This is a genomic window from Clostridioides sp. ES-S-0123-01 (genome assembly GCF_020658415.1).
GTDB lineage: Bacteria > Bacillota > Clostridia > Peptostreptococcales > Peptostreptococcaceae > Clostridioides.
Genome location: NZ_JACVWD010000009.1, coordinates 55247 through 76378, shown reverse-complemented (window position 1 = coordinate 76378; position 21132 = coordinate 55247). Strand labels below are relative to the sequence as shown.

General features: G+C 28.4%; 16 protein-coding genes, 1 riboswitch and 1 other annotated feature. Of the genes, 13 read left to right on the top strand and 3 right to left on the bottom strand.

The window, feature by feature from the left end:
* Nucleotides 1-82 precede the first annotated feature (82 nt).
* From aroE to IC175_RS19740, 4 genes are all read left to right on the top strand, one after another.
* Nucleotides 83-946, top strand: coding sequence for a shikimate dehydrogenase (gene aroE / locus IC175_RS17740; RefSeq protein WP_227432359.1), 864 nt, complete (start codon nucleotides 83-85; stop codon nucleotides 944-946).
* 220 nt (nucleotides 947-1166) lie between these two features.
* Complete coding sequence (locus IC175_RS17735) at nucleotides 1167-2384, top strand: MFS transporter (RefSeq protein WP_227432360.1); 1218 nt, start codon at nucleotides 1167-1169, stop codon at nucleotides 2382-2384.
* Nucleotides 2385-2447: 63 nt separating this feature from the next.
* Entirely contained in the window at nucleotides 2448-3230 is a 783-nt protein-coding gene (locus IC175_RS17730; protein WP_227831663.1) for a shikimate kinase, read from the top strand.
* A 171-nt stretch (nucleotides 3231-3401) separates the two neighbouring features.
* The gene (locus IC175_RS19740) at nucleotides 3402-5267 is read left to right on the top strand and encodes an HIRAN domain-containing protein (RefSeq protein ID WP_227851833.1); all 1866 of its coding nucleotides are present in this window, start codon (nucleotides 3402-3404) and stop codon (nucleotides 5265-5267) included.
* Between the two features lie 604 nt (nucleotides 5268-5871).
* Here the strand turns inward: IC175_RS19740 and IC175_RS17720 are convergent.
* Entirely contained in the window at nucleotides 5872-7236 is a 1365-nt protein-coding gene (locus tag IC175_RS17720; RefSeq protein WP_227851832.1) for an amidohydrolase, read from the bottom strand.
* A 155-nt stretch (nucleotides 7237-7391) separates the two neighbouring features.
* Nucleotides 7392-8735, bottom strand: a complete 1344-nt coding sequence (locus IC175_RS17715) for an NCS2 family permease (RefSeq protein ID WP_227432365.1) — start codon at nucleotides 8733-8735, stop codon at nucleotides 7392-7394.
* 71 nt (nucleotides 8736-8806) lie between these two features.
* Nucleotides 8807-8908: riboswitch (purine riboswitch) on the bottom strand.
* Nucleotides 8909-9241: 333 nt separating this feature from the next.
* Between IC175_RS17715 and IC175_RS17710 the strand changes: the two genes are divergently transcribed.
* The 3 genes from IC175_RS17710 (at nucleotide 9242) to IC175_RS17700 (ending at nucleotide 12698) form a co-directional block, all read left to right on the top strand.
* Complete coding sequence (locus IC175_RS17710) at nucleotides 9242-9895, top strand: pentapeptide repeat-containing protein (protein ID WP_227432366.1); 654 nt, start codon at nucleotides 9242-9244, stop codon at nucleotides 9893-9895.
* Between the two features lie 140 nt (nucleotides 9896-10035).
* Nucleotides 10036-11307, top strand: coding sequence for a branched-chain amino acid transport system II carrier protein (gene brnQ / locus IC175_RS17705; RefSeq protein ID WP_227432748.1), 1272 nt, complete (start codon nucleotides 10036-10038; stop codon nucleotides 11305-11307).
* Nucleotides 11308-11510: 203 nt separating this feature from the next.
* Nucleotides 11511-12698, top strand: coding sequence for a DUF3798 domain-containing protein (locus IC175_RS17700; protein WP_227432367.1), 1188 nt, complete (start codon nucleotides 11511-11513; stop codon nucleotides 12696-12698).
* A 151-nt stretch (nucleotides 12699-12849) separates the two neighbouring features.
* Here the strand turns inward: IC175_RS17700 and IC175_RS17695 are convergent, their stop codons facing one another.
* Nucleotides 12850-14874 carry a sigma 54-interacting transcriptional regulator gene (locus IC175_RS17695; RefSeq protein WP_227482734.1) on the bottom strand — a complete coding sequence of 675 codons (2025 nt, stop codon included), beginning with the start codon at nucleotides 14872-14874 and terminating at the stop codon, nucleotides 12850-12852.
* Nucleotides 14875-15261: 387 nt separating this feature from the next.
* Between IC175_RS17695 and IC175_RS17690 the strand changes: the two genes are divergently transcribed.
* From IC175_RS17690 to IC175_RS17665, 6 genes are all read left to right on the top strand, one after another.
* A complete protein-coding gene (locus tag IC175_RS17690; protein ID WP_227482733.1) occupies nucleotides 15262-15930 on the top strand; it encodes a nucleoside recognition domain-containing protein in 669 nt (222 codons plus the stop codon).
* A gap of 1 nt (nucleotide 15931) precedes the next feature.
* A complete protein-coding gene (locus tag IC175_RS17685) occupies nucleotides 15932-16417 on the top strand; it encodes a YjiG family protein (RefSeq protein WP_227482732.1) in 486 nt (161 codons plus the stop codon).
* Between the two features lie 59 nt (nucleotides 16418-16476).
* Entirely contained in the window at nucleotides 16477-17598 is a 1122-nt protein-coding gene (locus IC175_RS17680) for a M20 peptidase aminoacylase family protein (RefSeq protein ID WP_227432371.1), read from the top strand.
* Nucleotides 17599-17881: 283 nt separating this feature from the next.
* Nucleotides 17882-19072: a MalY/PatB family protein gene (locus IC175_RS17675; protein WP_227851831.1), complete on the top strand. Its 1191-nt coding sequence runs from the start codon at nucleotides 17882-17884 to the stop codon at nucleotides 19070-19072.
* 137 nt (nucleotides 19073-19209) lie between these two features.
* Nucleotides 19210-19465: a binding site (T-box leader), on the top strand.
* A 58-nt stretch (nucleotides 19466-19523) separates the two neighbouring features.
* Entirely contained in the window at nucleotides 19524-20525 is a 1002-nt protein-coding gene (gene asnA / locus IC175_RS17670; protein WP_227432373.1) for an aspartate--ammonia ligase, read from the top strand.
* Nucleotides 20526-20716: 191 nt separating this feature from the next.
* The gene (locus tag IC175_RS17665) at nucleotides 20717-21106 is read left to right on the top strand and encodes a YkvA family protein (protein WP_227432374.1); all 390 of its coding nucleotides are present in this window, start codon (nucleotides 20717-20719) and stop codon (nucleotides 21104-21106) included.
* Nucleotides 21107-21132: the final 26 nt, after the last annotated feature.

Below are 21132 nucleotides of genomic sequence, written 5' to 3'. Positions count from 1 at the left end.
TGAAATTAAATAGATGTTTCTTTGCAAATAATTAAATAGATTATTTGCAAAGAAATTGATGATATTGGGAGGATATAAAATTATGGAAATTTCAGGAAGAACAGGGTTATTCGCATTAATAGGTACACCAGTGGGGCATTCTAAATCACCACTAATGTATAATTATAGTTTTGAAAAATTAGATTTAGATTATAGATACTTAGCTTTTGATATTACTGTGGACAAGGTAAAAGATGCACTTTCAGCTATAAAAACGTTCAACATAAAAGGAGCAAATGTAACAATGCCATGTAAAACTGCTGTTACAGAATATATGGATGAACTTTCTCCAGCTGCTCGTATAATTGGAGCATGTAATACAATTGTAAATGAAAATGGAAAGTTAATTGGACATATAACAGATGGTGTTGGTTATGTTCGTAATTTAAAAGAAAATGGAGTTGAAGTAAAGGGTAAAAAACTTACGATTATGGGTGCTGGTGGTGCGGCAACTGCTATACAAGTACAATGTGCATTAGATGGAGCAAGAGAAATATCTATTTTCAATGCTAAGGATGATTTTTATAAAAGAGCGGAACAAACAATTGAAAATATAAAGAAAGAAGTACCAGAATGTATTGTTAATTTATATGATTTAGCAGATACAGAAAAACTTTATGAAGAAGTATCATCAAGTGATATTTTGACAAATGCAACGCTTATTGGGATGAAACCTCATGATAATGAAACTAATATAAAAGATGTTAGTGTATTAAGAAAAGAGTTAGTTGTAACAGATGTTGTTTATAATCCAAATAAAACAAAAATGATTGAGGATGCTGAAGCTAATGGTTGTAAAGCTATTGGTGGATTAGGAATGTTATTATATCAAGGAGCTGAGGCTTTTAATCTATACACTGGATTGGAAATGCCTGTAGAAGAAATTAAAGAATTATACTTTAAATAGACGAAAAAACAATACTTTAATAATATAGAATATATATGTATCTCAATGTTTTGATATTACTTTACAAAATATTTTGATATTACTTTATAAGTTGTCATAGTGGGTTTTGTATCGGTGGTATAGTTAAATGTAAAAGTTTAGCTATTCTTTAAACCCATTATGGGAATACGTTTATTGTATATAAAAATATTAAGAAATTAACAAGAATGGGAGAATAACTATGAATAATAAAAAATACTATCCTACTGCCATAGCGTTGTATTTTTCATATTTTTTACTTGGTATTGGAATTTCAATTTTAGGACAATATAAACCAGAATTTGCATCTATGTGGGGAGCTAAGACACTATCAGATGGAACTCTTGATGTGAGTATTGTTTTAGCAGTTATTGCTGCATTAGGGTTAGGTAGACTTATATCATATCCATTTGCAGGCCCTATTTCAGATAAATATGGAAGAAAGGTAAGTGGACTTATAGGTAATTTTCTACATGCAATTTTCTTTATTGGAATTGTATTTTCACCAAATTTTTACATAGCGTATATATTTGCAGTAATTGGAGGTGCAGCAAACTCATTTTTAGATACTTGTGTAACACCTTCTTGTATGGAGATATTTGCTAGTCTAGGAACAATAGCAAATATGTTTACTAAATTCACAATAGCTTTAGCGCAATTTTTACTTCCTTTTATAATTGGATTTGTTGCAGCAAATTCAATATCATTTAAAGTTATTTTTATAGTAACAGCTGTTCTTATTATTGTAGATGCAATTTTAATAGCTATATTGCCATTTCCTCCAGCTAACAATGTTATTGATAATAATGGAAAGACTGTTAAGTCAGAGAAAATGAAGTTTACACCAACAAGTATAGCTCTTGTTTGTATTGGATTTACATGTACATCTACATTTGTACTATGGCTAAATTGTAATCAAGAATTAGGTAAATTATATGGTATGGCTGACCCTACAAAAATTCAATCTTTTTATTCAATGGGAGTAATCTGTGCAGTATTAATAACTTCTGTGCTTATAAAAAAATATGTTAAGCCAATAAGAATACTTGTTATCTATCCTGTAATAGCTTCAATTATGTTATTAATTGTGTATTTTGTTCAGTCTCCAACTATTTGTATGGTAGGAGGATTTGTAATAGGTTATTCAGCAGCAGGTGGTGTGCTTCAATTGACTACATCGACAGCAAATGAAATGTTTCCAACTAATAAAGGAAAAATAACATCTATAGTTATGATTGCATCTAGTATAGCTAACTATGTTATTTTAAATATAGCTGGATTTATTACAAAATCTGGTGGAGTAAATGGGCCAAAATATGTTGTACTATTTAATGTAGCTATAACATTTGTTGGAATTTTACTTGCATTGTTTGTAAACATGAGATATGAAAAAGAAAAAGTACATGATTGTAATATGTAACATTAGTATAATATAATTGTAAGTATTTTTAATTTTAACATGTCTGAAAGAAGAGGTGTGACAATGGAAAATATAGAAAAAATAAGAGAAAAAATAGACTTATATGATGATGAGCTGATTGATTTACTTGAGAAAAGAATGGAATGTATAAAAGGTATTATTGATATTAAAAAGGAAAAAGGTCTTCCCATTTTACAGCCAGACTATGAAAATAAAAAAGAAGTAGCATTAATTGAGAAGCTAAAAGGTCATAAGTTTGAAAATGAAATTATAGATATTTTCAGATATGTAGTAAAAAATAGTAAGAAAATACAGGCTAAAAATTTATTCTCTTACAATATAATGCTTGTTGGATTTATGGGGGTCGGAAAAAGCACTGTATCATCATACTTGAGTCATTTATTAGAAATGGAGCAAGTAGAAACAGATGCATATATAGTTGAGCATCAAGGGATGAGTATTTCTGAAATATTTGAAAAACGAGGAGAAGAATATTTTAGAAATCTTGAAAGCCAAGCATTAATAAATTTACAACAAAGAGAAGGACTAGTTGTTTCCTGTGGGGGAGGAATCGTACTTAGAGATAAAAATGTAGAATATATGAAAAAAAGTGGAAGAATTGTTTTATTAACAGCAAGTCCAGAAACTATTCTTCAACGTGTTAAACATAGTGATGAAAGACCAATACTTAATAATAATATGAATGTTGAATTTATATCTGATTTGATGAAAAGACGAGAAGAGAAATATATGGCATCAGCAGATATTATTGTAAAAACAGATAATAAAACAATAAAAGAAATTTGTGAAGAGCTGGTCGTAAAGTTAACGGAACTTGATAAATAAATTCTAATTTAACAAAACCATTGTTAAGCGATGAAACTTTAATATTTGTACAATTAGTATTACTGGAAATTTTAATTTCTAGTAATATTTTTTTATGTGTAAAAATGTAAATTCATTAAAATAAGTAGTATAATCAATATAAATTATAATAATGTAAAGGAGGATAATTTAGTGGGTAGTATTTTTAAGCAACTACAAAAGATTAAGGATTATGATGGATATAAAGAATCATTTGAAATGAATTATTTATGTATATACGAAAAGATACCTTTAAGAGAACAAGTAGAACTTGCAAATAATTTGGTAGAGAATATTTTAAATATTTATAGAAGTGAATCTAATAAAATTGACCTGTTAGAAGAGTATAGTCATAAGTCTCTAATTTGTTATTTTGAAATTTTTATGAAAAAGATAAACACTCTAATAAAAGAGCGAATAATTGATGAAAAGTGGTTATATCAGCTAACAGAGGATTTAATATATACAAGTGAAAAAGATGAGTATGTAAAACTTGGGCTTGTTTTAAGTGAAAATTATTTAGATGTAGATAATATAAGAGAAATAGTGGATACATTTTCTAAATCTGGAGAATACATATTTTACTTAAGTAATACTATTAGAAAACTTGAGTTTTACAATACATATTTGTTTAATCTATCTAGAATATCTACAGGCTCAATAAAAGTATTTGCCATTGTCAATATGGAAAATCTAGATTCTGAAATAACCTCTTATTTAATTGAAGAAGGATATAAAGATAAAAAATATGAAGGATTACTAATGAACTATATTATTTCTACAGTAGATTTAAGCGAATATCTTGAAAGACGAGATTTAGATAAAGATAAGGTAAACAACTTAGCATATCTTATATGCAATTATTTGTTAAGTGTAGAATTTAAATATATAGGGAATAAAGTGGAATTAGTGAATCAATTTCTTCCAATTGTAGCAAGCTATGGGACTAACTTTGATAGTCTGTATTCTATTTTTTTAATAGCAGTAGGTGTTTTAGAGGATGACAAAGTAAGTTGTGATAAAGTTGAATTTAAGAAAGAAATGAATAATGTTTTACTCAGTGAAAAGTGGAAAAGTATATTCTTTAAAGCATTAAATGAAGCTGATGGAAAGACAGAAGATATGATAAAAATGTCAGAAATCTATGATGTACGTTTATCTTTTGATGATTTATTACCATATTTAAATAAAGATATTCGAGATTTTGAGGTATATTGGCATATATCTAAAAAGGGAAGTGCAAGCTGTAAGTTGAAGTTATTAGATTTTTTTGAAAAAACATTTAAAACAGAAGAGTTAATTGGAAAAATGGAAGATATAGAAAAAAATAAATTAACACAAGAATATTATGATGATATGTTATTTTTCATTGTCCTTAAAGGTAGTAAATCACTGTACCCTAAAGGGAAAAATTTATCTTTAAAAGGACTTTTTGGAAACATAAATGAAGTACGTAAGGAATCTATAAATATTTTGAAGAGGTATAGAGAGAGACTTTCTCTTAAAGAAATGCAAATAGTTAAAGAAGCTTATGAAAAAGAAAAAAATATCAAATTAAAAGATGAGTTAAGACGATTGTTATATGAAAGTAATAATTTAAAAAAAGAATTTGTAAATACTAAAAAGCTGAAGGTAAATGAGCATGGTAAAGACATTTATTTGATTTCAGTAGCTGTTGCTGGCTCAAGGTTTAGAAATAGAGAATATTTAGAAAAGGAATTGGAGAAGAGTAAGATATACTATCTAAAAAGAGAGAAAGATAATTTATATGATGAAAATGCTATTAAAATAGTTGGAGAAACTGGGTATGTAATAGGTTATGTTCCAAGAAAAGATAATTATATTTTGAGTAATTTATTAGATGGAGGAAAACTTTTGTATTGTAGAGTAACTGAATACAATCTAGATGAAGATTATATTTACATAAACATATATTTAAGTTATAAAGACGTGATTGAAACTGTTGAAAATTCACTTAAAATGGTATTAGATAGAAGTAAGGTAAAAGTTATAAACTAAATAATATTATGGATTATATGAAATTTAAACTGTAATCAATCTTCACTTGATGATGTGTTATATAAAATTTTGAAAGTACAAGGGATAGAATCTATGTTACAATGTACAATCTTAGATGAGGGCGAATTTAGTGGTTATGTAGGCTTTGACGAGTGTAATGGAAATAGATTTTGGACAAAAGAGTAAATAGAATCCTTGACATTTATATCAAAAATATATAAAAGCAGTTATGGATAATTTGAATTCATGGACTTATATGATAAACAAGAATACATATGAACTTTTATTTATAAATCAAAACACATTGAGTATAGCTCCAAACACAGAGATAAATCAATTGTGTTATAAGGTATTTTAGAATAGAGATAAACCATGTGAAGTTTGTCCAATGAATGAACAAAAAAGTGCGTGCCTAATGTGTTGTAATGATATAACTAAGTATAAAAAAATGAATCTAAATCTGAACCTAACTGTTAGTGATGTATTTATAATATAATAGCTATTTTTATTTTAATAAAATATAGCATAAAGAAACCAATTGTTTTGTAAGTAGACTATACAAGTTTACTTGAACCTGTATCTCTACAAAACAATTGGTTTTATTTTATTTTATAATTTTAAATTTAGAAGGAATTTTAACTTCTGATTTTTCTTTTATTTTAGAAGCTTGTTTTTTAACTTTTTCCAATAACTCAGATTCGTTTACAACTAATACCTTTCTTTCTTTCATAAGCCACTTTCCATCACAAATTGTAGAATCTACATTTTCGCTAGTCATAGAATACACTATGTTTCCAATTGGATTATGCATTGGTAAGCAATGAATTGTATCTGGATTAAGAATAATCATATCTGCTTTTTTGCCAACTTCAAGACTGCCAATTTCTTTTTCAAGTAAAGCACATTTTGCTCCATTTATAGTAGCCATTTCTAATATTTGTTCAGCTGGAATAACTGTTGGATTTAAAGTTCTTCCTTTATGTATTAATGAAGTTAAATACATATCTCTCATTAAATCCATTCTATTATTTGAAGGAGCCCCATCAGTACCAATTGAGACTGGAATTCCTTTTTCTAGCATTTCAGGAATTGATGCAAAACCTAGTACTACTTTCATAGCTGCACCAGGGTTATGAGAAACTTTTACATCATGTAATCTGAATAAATCAATTTCTTTATGCGTAAGCCAAACTGTATGAGCAGCTAAAAGGTTTGGCCCCAAAACGCCTAACTTATCAAGATATTCAACTGTTCCAACTCCAGTATTTTGTTTTACAAATGAAATTTCATCAGCTATTTCAGCTACATGCATATGTATACCTGTGTTGTATTTGTCAGCTAATTGTTTAGTTCTAACAAGTAAATCCTCAGTTGTATTAAAAATAGTTCTTAAAGCAAACCATATTTTAATTCTTTCATTAGATGTATTATTAAACTTATGGTATAAATCTAATTGAGTGTTGATTTCTTCATCAGTAGTTTTTTGCCATGCTTCAGGAAGACCATCTCCTGTATCCATAACTGATTTAGCTAGACATGCTCTAATTCCAGTTTTATCAACAGCTTCAACCATAGCATCGACATATTGACCACCAGACTCTAAAAATGTAGTGACACCAGATTTTATTAGTTCTACACAACATGCAGTAGATGAGATTAAAGAATCTTCGTAATTAAAGCTACTTTCATATGGCCAGATTCTTTCTCTAAGCCATGTTAAAAGAACAACATCATCAGAAAGACCACGACCTAATTGTTGAGATAAGTGAACGTGTGTATTGACTAATCCTGGCATTAATATTTTTCCATTAGCATCGTATATTTCAGCATCTTTATCTACAATATTATTATCAAATTTCCCAACTTTTTTTATAATATTGTCTTCAATAAGTATACTTCCATTCTCATATACTTCTCTATCTGTATTCATAGTGATTAGATATGCATTTTTTATAAATAATTGTGACATAAATATCATCCCTTTTCTATGTATTTTTCTATCTATATATTATGATAATAAATTTTATATATAAAGTTAATAGCAAAATCAATTTAGATATAAAATTGATTTTGCTATTTTTAAATTAAAAATAAATAAGCTTTTAATATATCAAAATTAAAATACTAACTTAGTACTAAGTTTACAACTGCAAGTATACCTATAACCCAAAGTGTTATACTAATCTTATCAGTTTCTTTAGCTACAACATGCATTATTATATATGAAATAAATCCAAAACACAAACCAATACTTATACTATAAGTTAGAGGCATCAATAAAACTGTAACAAAAGCAGGGACTGCTATTTTACTATCAGCAAAATCGATTTGTTTTATACTTTCAAACATAAATACACCAACCATGACAAGTGCAGGTGCTGCAGCATAAGTAGGAACTATACCAAGTAATGGTGTAAATATAAGTGTAGCTAAGAATAATGCCGCTGTTACTACAGAAGCAAGTCCAGTTCTTGCACCTGCTGCTATACCAGAAGCAGATTCTCCAAATGTTGTAACTGTACTAGTTCCTAAAAACGAACCTATTAAAGTAGAAGAAACATCTGCATATAACATTTTTCCAAGGTCCTTTATTTCTCCATTTTCATCTTCAAGACCCATCTGTTTGCAACAAGTGATAAGAAATGCTAACGAATCAAACATGTCTATAAACATGAAAGAGAATATAGGTCCAATTAATGAGAATTTTAACGCTCCTATAATATCTAATTTAAAAGCAATTGGTGCTATACTTGGTGGTGTTGAGATTATTGCTGTTGGTAATTCTACAAATCCACATATAATAGATATTACTGTTGCGACTACTATACTTATTAATATTCCACCTTTAATTTTTTTGTATTCTAATATTGCCATTAAGATAAGTGCAAAAAGAGCTATTAAAACTGTTGGTGTAAAATCTGCAAGTGAAACTATTGTATCTGGGTTTGCAATTATAACACCCATGTTTTTTAAACCAACAAAAGCAAGGAAAAGACCTATACCTGCTGAAGATGCTACTGCTAATTCTCGAGGAATTGCATCAGCAATTGTCTTTCGTAGACCTGTTACTGCGAGTGTGAAGAATACACATCCAGATAAGAATACAACTCCAAGACCTGTTTGCCATGGAATTCCTGCTCCTATAACCAATGAATATGTGAAGAATGCATTTAGACCCATACCAGGTGCTAGTGCAAATGGTGCATTTCCTAAAATTGCAAATATCAGTGTACCAATGGCTGTAGCTAATATAGTAACTGTTATAAGTGCTGCTTTATCCATGCCAGCTTCAGATAATATTGCTGGATTTACGAAAACTATGTATGCCATTGTTAAGAATGTAGTAACCCCACCTATTACTTCTGTCTTAAGGTTAGAGCCACGTTCGCTGAATTTAAACATCTTGTCTAAAAAGCTTAATGATGAATTATTTCCATCTGGTTGTACATTATTAGTGTTTGGTACCATTTTTACCTCCAAAAAACTTTAAAATATAAACAAAAAAATATATATTCATATAGATAGAATAGAATATATATTAAAGTTAACATTCTATTCATAGAAAACTCATTTAAGGTGAGTTTGTAGAGACTATTAGACCATATTACTAATATTATATGAACATTTTCTATTTGTTTTTCTGTTGTATTATATCGTAATATTGTATTATTTACAATAAATTTAAAGAAATTATTCGTTTTTTTTGTCGATTTTATAAAAAACCGAGGTCATTTTTTATGAAGAATAATTATTTCTAAAGATAAATGTTACAGAAGTATAATAAATGTTATACTTCTGTAACACTTATGCTATTAATGGAAATTCATTATAAATAAGTTTGTGATATAATTATAAATGTACTGAATACAAGAATATTTCGTAAAAACTTTTTAATATATTGAAAGTACATATAATAGCTTAATATAATAATAAAAACGAGTTTAAAAATAATATAATTTATAGTGGAGGAGAAAATGACTAAGATTATTAAAGTACAAAAGCCTAAATTTACAGGGGAATTAGAAAATGTTGAAAATATTGAAGTTATATTAGATGATATATTCAATGATGAAAAAATATTTAATAAAACTATAGAAAATGAGGTTATAAGTGATTTAGATATTACAGGAGCAAGTTTTGAATCTTGTATATTTAGAAATGTATCCTTTGAAAATTGTAATTTAAAAAAGATTGACTTACTTGATGTAGTATTTGAAAACTGTAATTTATCCAATACGTCTTTCTATGGAGGAAGTATATACAGAGTTGAATTTAAAGACAGCAAATTAATAGGAGTTAGATTGGATGATTGTATACTTAAAAACGTATTGTTTAAGGATGTTTTAGGTAGATATTCTAACTTCTCGTTTTCTAAGTTCAAGATAGTTTCTATTTTAGATTCAAATTTTGAAAGTTCTGTGTTTCAGGAAGTAAAAAATGAAAATTTAGTATTCGAGTATACAAATTTAAAAAAATCGAATTTTAATGGAACTAAACTTTCTGGAGTAGATTTTACCACTAATAATATTGAAGGTATTGAAGTAGGAATAAATGATATTAGGGGAGCTTGTTTTGATGTGTCGCAAGCAATTGATTTAACAAAACTGATGGGAATTATCATAAAATGAAAATTATATGCAAATATTAAATTGGGAAAACGTTAACAATATGAGAATTTTTACCAGATTGACATTTTTATGAAAATAAAGTAAGATTATCTTAATATTCAAAATATTTTCAAAGGGGGTAGTTTGGTGTGAGTAAGCAGATGAGAGATATTTTTATAGTTGGTTTTGCTTTGTTCTCTATGTTCTTTGGCGCAGGAAATCTTATGTTCCCTCCATTTTTAGGAATGGAATCCGGTAAAGACTGGTTAATTCCTCTTGTTGGCTTTGTTGTTGCAGATGCTGGTATAGCAATGCTTGTTATCATAGCAACAGCAAGATGTAAAGGAAGCATGGATGATGTACTTAGAAGAGCAGGTAAAGGATTAGCAAGAGTAATGAGTGTAGCTGCTCTAGCATGTTTAGCACTTCTTGTTATACCAAGAACTTGTGCAACAACATATGAAATGGGTATTATACCTATATTTGGAGACCATGGAACAGTAGCTAAAGCAGTATTTTCAGTAATATTCTTTGGTTTGACTTTAGCATTTACGATTAGGTCTTCTAAAGTTATAGACATAATAGGTAAATATTTAACTCCAGCGTTATTATTAGTATTATTTGTTCTAATTGTAAAAGGGATAATATCTCCAGCAGGACCTATGAGTCCAGAACATATGATAGATAAAAATCTATTTGGTGAAGGTATATCACAAGGTTATCAAACAATGGATGCTCTAGGTGCAGCGTCTATGGCTACTATAATGTTAATGTCTATAGTGGCTAAAGGATATACATCAGATAAAGACCAAATAGGTATGACTATTAAAGCTGGTTTTGTAGCCTGTGTATTCCTGGCATTAGTATATGGTGGTCTTACTTATCTAGGAGCAACAGCTTCAACTTTATATGATACTAGCATACCTCAAGCATCTTTATTGGTTGAGATAACTAGTATACTATTATATGGTCAAGTAGGAAAGATAATTTTAGGTGTAATTGTAGCACTTGCCTGTTTAACTACTTCTACAGGTCTAACAGCATCAATTTCAACTTATTTTGAAGGAATAAGTAAAGCAACTTATAAACAACTAGTTATCGGTATATGTGTGGCTAGTATGCTTATATCTAATTTAGGTGTTGATGCTATAATAGCTATATCAGTTCCAATTCTACAAACTATATATCCTGTTTTATTGGCAATAGTTATCATGGAATTAGCTGGTAAGCATATAAAAAATGATAATGCATTTAAGGGTGCAGCATATGTTACATTACTAGTTAGTGTATTATCAGCTGTAAATGGAATGACAGGAGCTGTTCCATTTATACAAAGTTTACCACTTGCAGGTTTGGGCTTTAACTGGGTAATACCAGCTATATTGGGTGGAATAGTTGGTAACTTCATAAAAAGCAAAAAACAAATAGCATAATAATTTATAGTTAATTTAATTTTATAATATATAATTTTTTTAGTACTATGGGTAGATTTAATCAAAATCTAATCTACCTATAGTACTTTTTAGATTGGATTATAATAGTTAGCATATAATTTTTTTATAATATAATTTTTCTTTGAAGTATGATAAAATTAGTAATAGTGATAAGAAAGTACAAATTTAGGAGGTTTTAACTAATGCTTAAAAAAATAACAGCACTTATGCTATCTATATGTTTAATTATTGGGATTACAGGGTGTAGTTTAGTTACAGGCAAAAATGATAAAGAGAAAATCATTGATGATTTCAAAGTTGCAGTAGTAACTCAGCCATTATCTGAAAATAAAGTACAATACAGTATAGTAGAAGATTTAGCAAAAGAGTATAAGGAAGCTAATGAAACTGATAAAGAAAAAGATGGTGAAGCTAGAGTTGAGCGAACTATAAAACATGTTGTGTTGCCAGAAAACTTTACTTCTAATATAGATAAGTCTATAAATGAAATAGTAAAATTGACTGATGATAAAGAAATTCAGGCGATTGTAGTATCAACGGACCAAGCAGGTCTTTTACCAGCATTACAAAAGGTAAAAGAAAAGCGTCCAGAAATAATAACTATCTCAGCTCCTATGGGAGAGGACAAAAACCAATTGAGTCAATATGTAGATGTAAATCTAGGCGTTGACACAGAGGAAAGAGGAAAGTTATTAGTTGAACGTTCAAAGGAACTGGGAGCAAAAGCTTTTATTCATTATGCATCTAAGGATGATTTGAAAGATGCCAATATAGCCAAAAGACTGGAAAAAATTAAAGAGACTTGTAGAAGTTTAGGAATGCAATTTGTACAAGTTGATACACCAAATGTAAATACAGAAGAAGATAAGGGCAAAATGAAGCAATTTTTAAATGAAGATATAGACAAACAGGTTAAGAAGTATGGAAAAGATATAAATGTATTTGGTGTAAATGAGTATATGGATGAAGTTATATTAACTAAAGCTTTAGAGTTAAAATATATAGTTGCAGAGCAAAGCAATCCATCACCAACAGATACATATCCTAGCGTTATGGGATTTAAAATAGCTAAAAAAGATGCTCAAAATTATGACAAGATAAATGATATGATAAGTGAAAAGGCTAAAGCTGCTGGCATGTCAAATAGACTTGGTGGATATCCTATGCCAATGGACGCTTTTATACCATCATTAGCGACTTATCTTGCGACTGAGATGGTACTTCAAGATTTAACACAGGAAGATGTATGTGACCCAGACTATTTAGAGGCGTTTGCAGAATTAAAATTTGGGATTGGTTCAGAGTTTGTACCTTTAACAGATACACTTTATAATTATCAATCAGTAATATTAAATCAATTAATATACTAATATTAAAAGCTATGAAACTAATAATAAAAATTATTACTTCATAGCTTTTTTGCTGAAGGTATCTTTTATTATTTTATAATAAGTTATAGTAAAATAAAATTTATGATTATAAATATAAATTTTGAGGTAGTAAATTTGAATTAATATAAAACTAAAATATATTATTTTCTATAATTTTTATACCTTTTTCGGTGATAGAGCTACCTTTTCTTCCTTTACCAGGAGTTAAATATTCATTAGATGTCAAATATTCTAGCATACTTCTTACTTCATATTCTGTGACATTATGCTCCATAAATTTCATGAGTTTTGCTCTTCCCATTGGCTTTATATATAACGATTTTAGGATAGAAACACATATATTTTTATCATATTGATTTAAATCATGAAATATAGAGGTATTTCCTAACATATGATGATTATTTAATTTTGAAGATATATTTTGTGGCAAGTCATTTATCGTAAGTTGATTAGAACCCATATAAGCCATATATTCAATACAATTTCTCAATTCTCTGATATTGCCCATCCAAGTATAAGAATTTAAAGCTTTTAATAGATTTTTATCGAGTTTAATATTTTTATATGGAAGTTCTTTTAAAAACGATTCTAAAAGAAATGGTATATCTTCTAATCTATTTCTAAGAGGAGGCAAATCTAATGTGAACATACTTATCCTGTAAAACAAATCCATTCTAAATTTATTTTCTAAAATTAATTTTTCTAGGTTTTTGTTTGTAGCAGCTAGTATTCTTACATCAATTGGAATAATATTTGTACCACCAATTTTTCTAATTTCCTTTTCTTGTAAAACTCTTAAGAGTTTTACTTGTAAATCATGTGGCATATCTCCTATCTCATCTAAAAATATGGTTCCAGTATGAGCTAATTCAAATAATCCTTTCTTTCCACCCTTTTTTGCTCCAGTAAAAGAACCATCTTCATATCCAAACAGTTCACTTTCAAGCAACTCACTTGGAAGTGAAGCACAATTTATTGCTACAAAAGGTTTATTTTTTCTAGGAGAATGGTTGTGTATTGATTGAGTAAAAGCTTCTTTACCAGTACCTGTTTCACCAGTTATTAGAATAGGGTTATCTGTAAGAGCCATTTTTTTTGCTTTTTTGATACAGTCTTTTATAACAGTGCTATTTCCAATTATATTATTGAACTTATACTTGGCTATATAACCTCTTTTAACAGAGTCACTTCTTATTTTTTGTTCTAGTATTTCTATCTTGCTTACATCTTTTAATGTAATTAAGCAACCTTCTATATTTTTATAAAGATAAAATGGTTTTTTTGATAGTATAAATTTTTTGTCTATTTCATCTATGTATATAATCATATTATCTATGTTTAGATTTTGAGTGATTTTATCCAAAAAACTCTTTGGTAAATATTCCATTAAAGAAGGTGATTTTATGAGCTTTTCATCTAATTCCAACATGCTTAGTAAAGATTTATTTACAAATGTAACCTTGTTGAATGTATTGAAAAATATTAACCCATCTCCAATTTCGTCAATAGTCATATAGAGTATAGTTTTTAATTTAGATATATTATCTAATGATGTATTTAAAAAATCATGACTAAGTATTTCCTTAGATAGCTTGTATAGTTTTTCTATAAACTTCTCGTTTTTTAGCTTTAATACTACTAGTAACGACATATATGTATCTAATGAAATTTTTCTCCAACCTAAGTCAACGATATTTTTTATGTATTTTGGTATAAATCTAGTCTGACCTGGTGTTATAGCTGTATCTAAATCATATATTTCTTCACAGTTTGGGTATGTTGGTACAAAATCGATATGATTTATTCCTATTTTATATAAATAAGTAGCCATTTCAAACGCTGAAGTTTTATTGGTAGTCATAAGTAATGATTTTGTACCTGGAGGTAGTTTCATCATTTTCTCATATCCAAGCTTTGAAAGTGCCTTTGTTCCATGGATAATTTCAATATCTTCCTTGAAATGCTTTATTAAAAAATTACTAGTTAAAGGTGATAGAGAAAGAACTACATCACCCTCTAAATTCTCTCTTATACCATCAAGTATGTTTTGAGTTTCTATACTTATTTCATCTCCAAAAAAGCTTATTAACTCTTCTTTGTAGTGGTCAGCATTTAATTTATCATATGTTATAAGGATTAATTTTTTTCTGTCCATTTTATTTCTCCTAACTAAGGTAATATTTAGTTTGCTTTTTTAAGAGCAGAACAAGTTATATTATACAACAAATAACATGATAAATTTATACATTTAGCTAAATAATAGGATTTTATAGGTTTTTATCCTATAAAATCCTATTTATAAAATTAGTTTGAAAAATTATATAGAAAAATATTTATAATATAAAGATTTTTCTACTGCATGACAATAAAAGATGTATAAATATAAGTTTAAAAAGTTAGCAATTGCAAGCAATTTATATGATGTAAAAAATTAACAATAAAAAAACAAATGAAAAAATATTATTATTAAAGTATTGGCATGGGTTTTGCTTAATGAAAAGGTGTACTAATAAAATTTATTTAAGCAGGAGGGAGAATTTATATGAGCAAGTTAGAATCAACAACAGAAAAAATAGAAGTTAAATGGTATGGGTATGTAGCATTAATATTAGGAGCATTATTCTTTTCAGGAATATTTAAAGATGCACCTGGAGCATTAAAAGTACTAGATTTTAATAATGTATTAGGAAACTTTGGTTCACTGGGGACAGTTAATGATGGTGTAGGTATATTAGCTGCAAACTTCAGAGGGGATGGAGGGACTGGTCCTCGTGATGGATGGCTATATGCATTAACTTTAATACCATCAGTTATGTTTGCACTTGGAATAGTCAGAGTTATAGACCACTTAGATGGTATGAAAGCAGCGCAAAAACTTCTTAGTCCACTATTAAAACCATTACTAGGATTACCTGGATTTGCAGGATTAACTTTAATAGCTAGTTTACAATCTACAGACGCTGCTGCATCTATGACTAAGGAACTTAAAGATGATGGGTATATAGATGAAAAGCAAAAAGCTGTTTTCTGTGCATTTCAGTTTTCTGGAGCATCTGCAATCACAAATTTCTTTGCTTCAGGAGCAGCATTGTTTCCATTTATAGGCGATGTTCCAATATTTATACCACTTGCCTTAATCTTAATTATGAAATTTGTTGGAGCAAACTTACTTAGATTATACTTAAATAAATTCGAAAAGGAGGAAGCTTAATATGAGTGATATAGCAAAAAAAGAGGTGAAAGTTAAAAAAGGAAATGTGATAGATGCATTTATTGGTGGAGCTAGAAACGGGTTTCAAATAAGCACAAATTCAATGGCTCCAAATGTTATATTTGGTTTTGCTATAATTTCTATATTCAATTTAACTGGTCTTTTGGATATAATAGGAACAATTTTCACACCTGTAATGAGCATATTTGGACTTCCAGGTGTTGCAGCAACTGCAATAATGACAATATTTATATCAATGGGAGGAGCTTCTGGGGTAATAGCTGGCTTGTTTACAGCAGGTCAAATAAATCAAGCACATGTTGCAATACTTTTACCAATGTTATTACTTTCAGGAGCTCAGATACAGTTTATGGGTAGGTTGTTAGGAACAGCCGAATTAAAAACTAAATACTATCCACATATGTTTATAATAGCAACTTTAAATGGATGTATTGCAATGCTTATAATGAATTATTTTGTAGTATAGACAACATATGGAAAAGAGTAATATAAGGTAAAAATTAAAATTTATGGAGGTATTATATTATGGAAAATAATAAAAGTTATATTGACTATGTACATAAGGTGTATGATTATTTACATACAATTCCAGAAAAAGGATTTGAAGAATACAAGACATCTACATTTATTTTAGAAGAACTTAAAAAAATGGGATTTGAAAATATAGATGAAGGTGTTGCAGGAACTGGCATTATAGTAACAATAGACTCAAAAAAAGAAGGGCCCGTATTTGCGATAAGAGCAGATATAGATGCATTAGAATTTATAATAGATGGAGAAAAGAAAATGATACATGCTTGTGGTCATGATGGTCACACTTCCATGCTTCTAACAGCTGCAAGTTTAATAAAAGAGAGGGACTTAGTAAAAAAAGGAAAACTTAAAATAATTTTTCAACCAGGTGAAGAAAAACTTTATGGAGCATTAAGAGTAATAGATTCTGGTTTATTAGATGATGTTGAAGAGATGGTAGGTATGCATTTAAGACCTGGGCAAGATTGTAGATTAGGAAAGGCCATACCTGCAATGTATCATTGTGCCAGTTGCATAATGGAATTTACTATTAAAGGTATTACTTGTCATGGTTCTAAGCCACACTTAGGTGTAAATGCAGTAGATGCTGTATGTTTAGCAGTAAATGCAATAAATGCAATAAGAGTAAATCCAGCTGTTCCAAATTCTATTAAAGTTACAAATATATCAGTTAAAGGTGAAACATATAATAATATACCAGATGAAGCTTTTATGGCTTTAGATATAAGAGCAGAGAGTAATGAAATAATAGAAGAATTAAAAGAAAAAGCTATTCATGCTATAAAAACCGCTGCAAGTTCTATAAACGCAGAGGCTATATTGCTTTCGAAAGATGGAGTTCCAGCAGCAGAGTTTGATGAAGGTCTTGTAAGTTTAGCTGAAGAGACTATTAAAGATGTACTTGGTGAAGATGCATCTATAGGTGTATTTAAAAACTCTGGTGGGGAAGATTTTCACTATTATACTCAAAAACTAAAATGTAAGACTACATATATTGGACTAGGTGCTGATGCTACACCAGGATTCCACAATCCTAATGTGACGTTTGATACTAAGGCTTTAGAATATGGAGTTGATATCTGGTGCAGACTAGTTGAAAAGAGATTAGGATAAGATTTTAAATTAATTGATTTATATTTAAAATTTTTTAAACTTATGAAAAGAGGTTTTTTATGTTAGTTGTAATATTATTGACGTAAATAGTCTCTTTTTATTTTGTTGTAATAAAGTTGTTTTTACAATATCGAAAAAATCTATTGTAGGAAAAATAGGTATATTTTAAATCTATTAAACCAAAAAGTATTATTATTATAGTGTGTAGAGTGGTAAAATGTCATTAGATTACAAGTAGTGACAAATTTAATATTTATAGAATTTATATTTTTAGGAGGCTTAAATGAGTAAATATAATTTTGATAGAGTTGTAGACAGAGTAGGAACAGACTGTGTAAAGTGGGATTTCAGAACTAATTGTTCACCAAAAGCACAAAAAGATGGTTTACCTTTTTGGATTGCAGATATGGATTTTGAATGTGCAGAACCAATAATAGAAGCATTACATAAAAAAATCGACCACAAAATATTTGGATATAGTTCTAATAATAGTGACGAATACTTTGATGCAGTTTGTGGATGGTATAAAAGAAGATTTAACTGGGAAGTAAATAGAGAAGATATTGTTTTTAGCCCTGGAGTTGTACCTGCTGTAGCTATTTTAGTAAGAATATTAACAAACTCTGGAGAAGGAGTAATAATTCAAAAACCAGTATATTATCCATTTGAAGCAAAGATAAAAAGCAATAATAGGGAAGTTGTAAATAATTCTCTAATATATGAAAATGGAACTTATAGAATGGATTACACTGATTTAGAAGAAAAAGCTAAGTGTGGCAATAATAAAGTACTTATTCTTTGTAGCCCTCACAATCCTGTTGGTAGAGTATGGAGAGAAGAAGAATTAAAAAAAGTCGTAGAAATATGCAAAAAATATGACTTGTGGATAATAGCAGATGAAATACACTCTGACTTAATTCGAAAAGGATTTAAACATATTCCTTTACAATCATTATGCCCAGAATATAAAGAGAAAATAGTCACATGTATAGCTCCAAGTAAGACATTCAATTTAGCTGGAATGCAATTATCCAATATAATATTGAATAATAAAGAGTTAAAGAAGAAGTATCAAGATGAAGTTACAGCTGTTGGAGTTGGTACTTCACCAAATCCTTTTGCTATTGTAGCTACTATTGCAGCATATAATGAAAGTGAAGACTGGCTTGATGAATTAAATGAATATCTAGATAATAATATAAAATTTATTGATGAATACTTAAAAGAATACTTACCAAAAGTTAAACTTGTTTATCCAGAAGGGACATATCTAGCTTGGCTAGACTTTACTGCTTATGGATTAAATGAAGTAGAACTTGAAGATTTAATGTTTAAAAAAGCCAATGTATTATTTGATGAAGGTTATATATTTGGAAAAGAAGGTATTGGGTTTGAAAGAATAAATGTAGCATGCCCACAATCTCTATTAAAAGAATGTATGGATAGATTAAAAACTACATTTGAAAACTTATAAAACATGGGGAAAAATGTATAAAGTATATAAAAAATAAAAAATAATAAACTTGACAAAATTTAACTAATCACTTATCATACTATTATGAATAAATAGAAAACACAAAATTTAACTTTTATTAAAGTAAAAATAAAACTTTAAAGACGTTGAAAGGAAGAGTAGGTATAGAATGTAATTAAAGCGAGTTGGTGATGGTGTGAGACCAATATGAAGTCTATAGTGAAGAACATCCTGGAGTTGCTAACTGAAATTTTAAAAGAGTAGGCTTAGTCGGAACCAAACCGTTATCATATTGGGATGTATCGAGTAATATCTGTACATTATGAGCTGGGTTTGAATCTATTTCAAACTAATCAGGGTGGTACCGCGGAAAAGCAACCTTTCGTCCCTTTTTATAGGGATGAGAGGTTTTTTTAATGGAAAAATATATAGAATATAGGGAGTGAATAGTATGAGTACAATAATACCAAAAGATTATAAAAGCAGTCTAAATGTAATTGATACACAAGTAGCCATAAAAAAATTAAAAGATTTCTTTGAAATGAGATTGAGTAATGAGTTAAATTTAATAAGAGTTTCTTCACCACTATTTGTATTGCCTGAAACAGGTGCAAATGATAATTTAAATGGAGAAAAAGCAGTAAGCTTTGATATACCATTTATGGATAAAAATGCAGAAATTGTTCAATCACTTGCAAAATGGAAGAGATTAGCTCTTAAAAAATATGGTTTTGCAGTTGGAAGTGGTTTATATACAGATATGAATGCAATAAGAAAAAATGAAGAACTGGACAATATACATTCTTTATATGTAGACCAATGGGACTGGGAATTAGTTATAGAAAAAAGTAGCAGAAATGAAAAAACTTTAGAAGACGTTGTAAAAAGATTATATGGAGTATTTAAAGATACTGAAATATTTGTGTGTAGTATGTATGAAGGTATAAAAGAAATTTTACCAGAAGAAATAACATTTATAACATCACAGGAATTAGAAGATATGTATCCAGAGTTATCGCCAAAAGATAGAGAAGATAAAATTGTAAAAGATAAAAAAGCTGTATTTATAACACAAATAGGAAAGACATTAGTATCAGGAGAAAAACATGATGGAAGAAGCCCTGATTATGATGATTGGGAATTAAATGGAGATATACTATTTTATAACCCTGTTCTAGATTCTGCATTAGAATTATCATCAATGGGAATTAGAGTTGATGAAGAATCACTAGATAGACAGTTAAAGCTTGCTGGATGTGAAGATAGAAAAGAATTTGATTATCATAAAATGCTTTTAAATGGTGAGCTTCCATATACAATTGGTGGAGGAATTGGTCAATCAAGAATCTGTATGTATTTCTTGCAAAAGGCACATATAGGGGAAGTACAAGTTGGAGTATGGCCACAAGATATGATTGAAAATTTTAGAAACGCAGGAATTGAATTGTTATAATTAAAAATAAATTAATATTATTGTAAAAATTATAAATAATTTAAAATACTTAAGTTATTATATAACTGTCCATATGTAATCAATACAATTTAAGTATAAACTAATTAATAAAATTTATATCTAAAATATTCATCAAATTAATTATATCGGTTATAATGTAGAGTAACCTATGATTATAAGAGGTGATAAATATGGAACTTTTAAAAAGAGTTATTGATATAATTTTAGATACTTTAAAAAAAATTTTAGTAAGATTTAAAAATGCTAAGTTTGGATTACTTTTTATATTTGATTTACTTAAACTACCAGATTTTATGACAGATAAAAGAATAAATATAATTGATAAGGTCAAAGTAGTTTCTGTATTAGTTTTTACTGTATCCTACTTTGTATCTGGTATTGATATAATACCTGAAATGCTCGCTGGAGCATTTGGATTTATAGATGATGCTATAGTATTAATTTGGAGTATAGGTATTGTGAATGAAGAAATTAATAAGTACAGAATCATTGCAAAACAGGATAAACATTCAAATATAATTGAAAATGTAGAATTTTCTATAAAAGATGAAGAAGAATAACACTTTATAAGTGTTATGCTTAGATA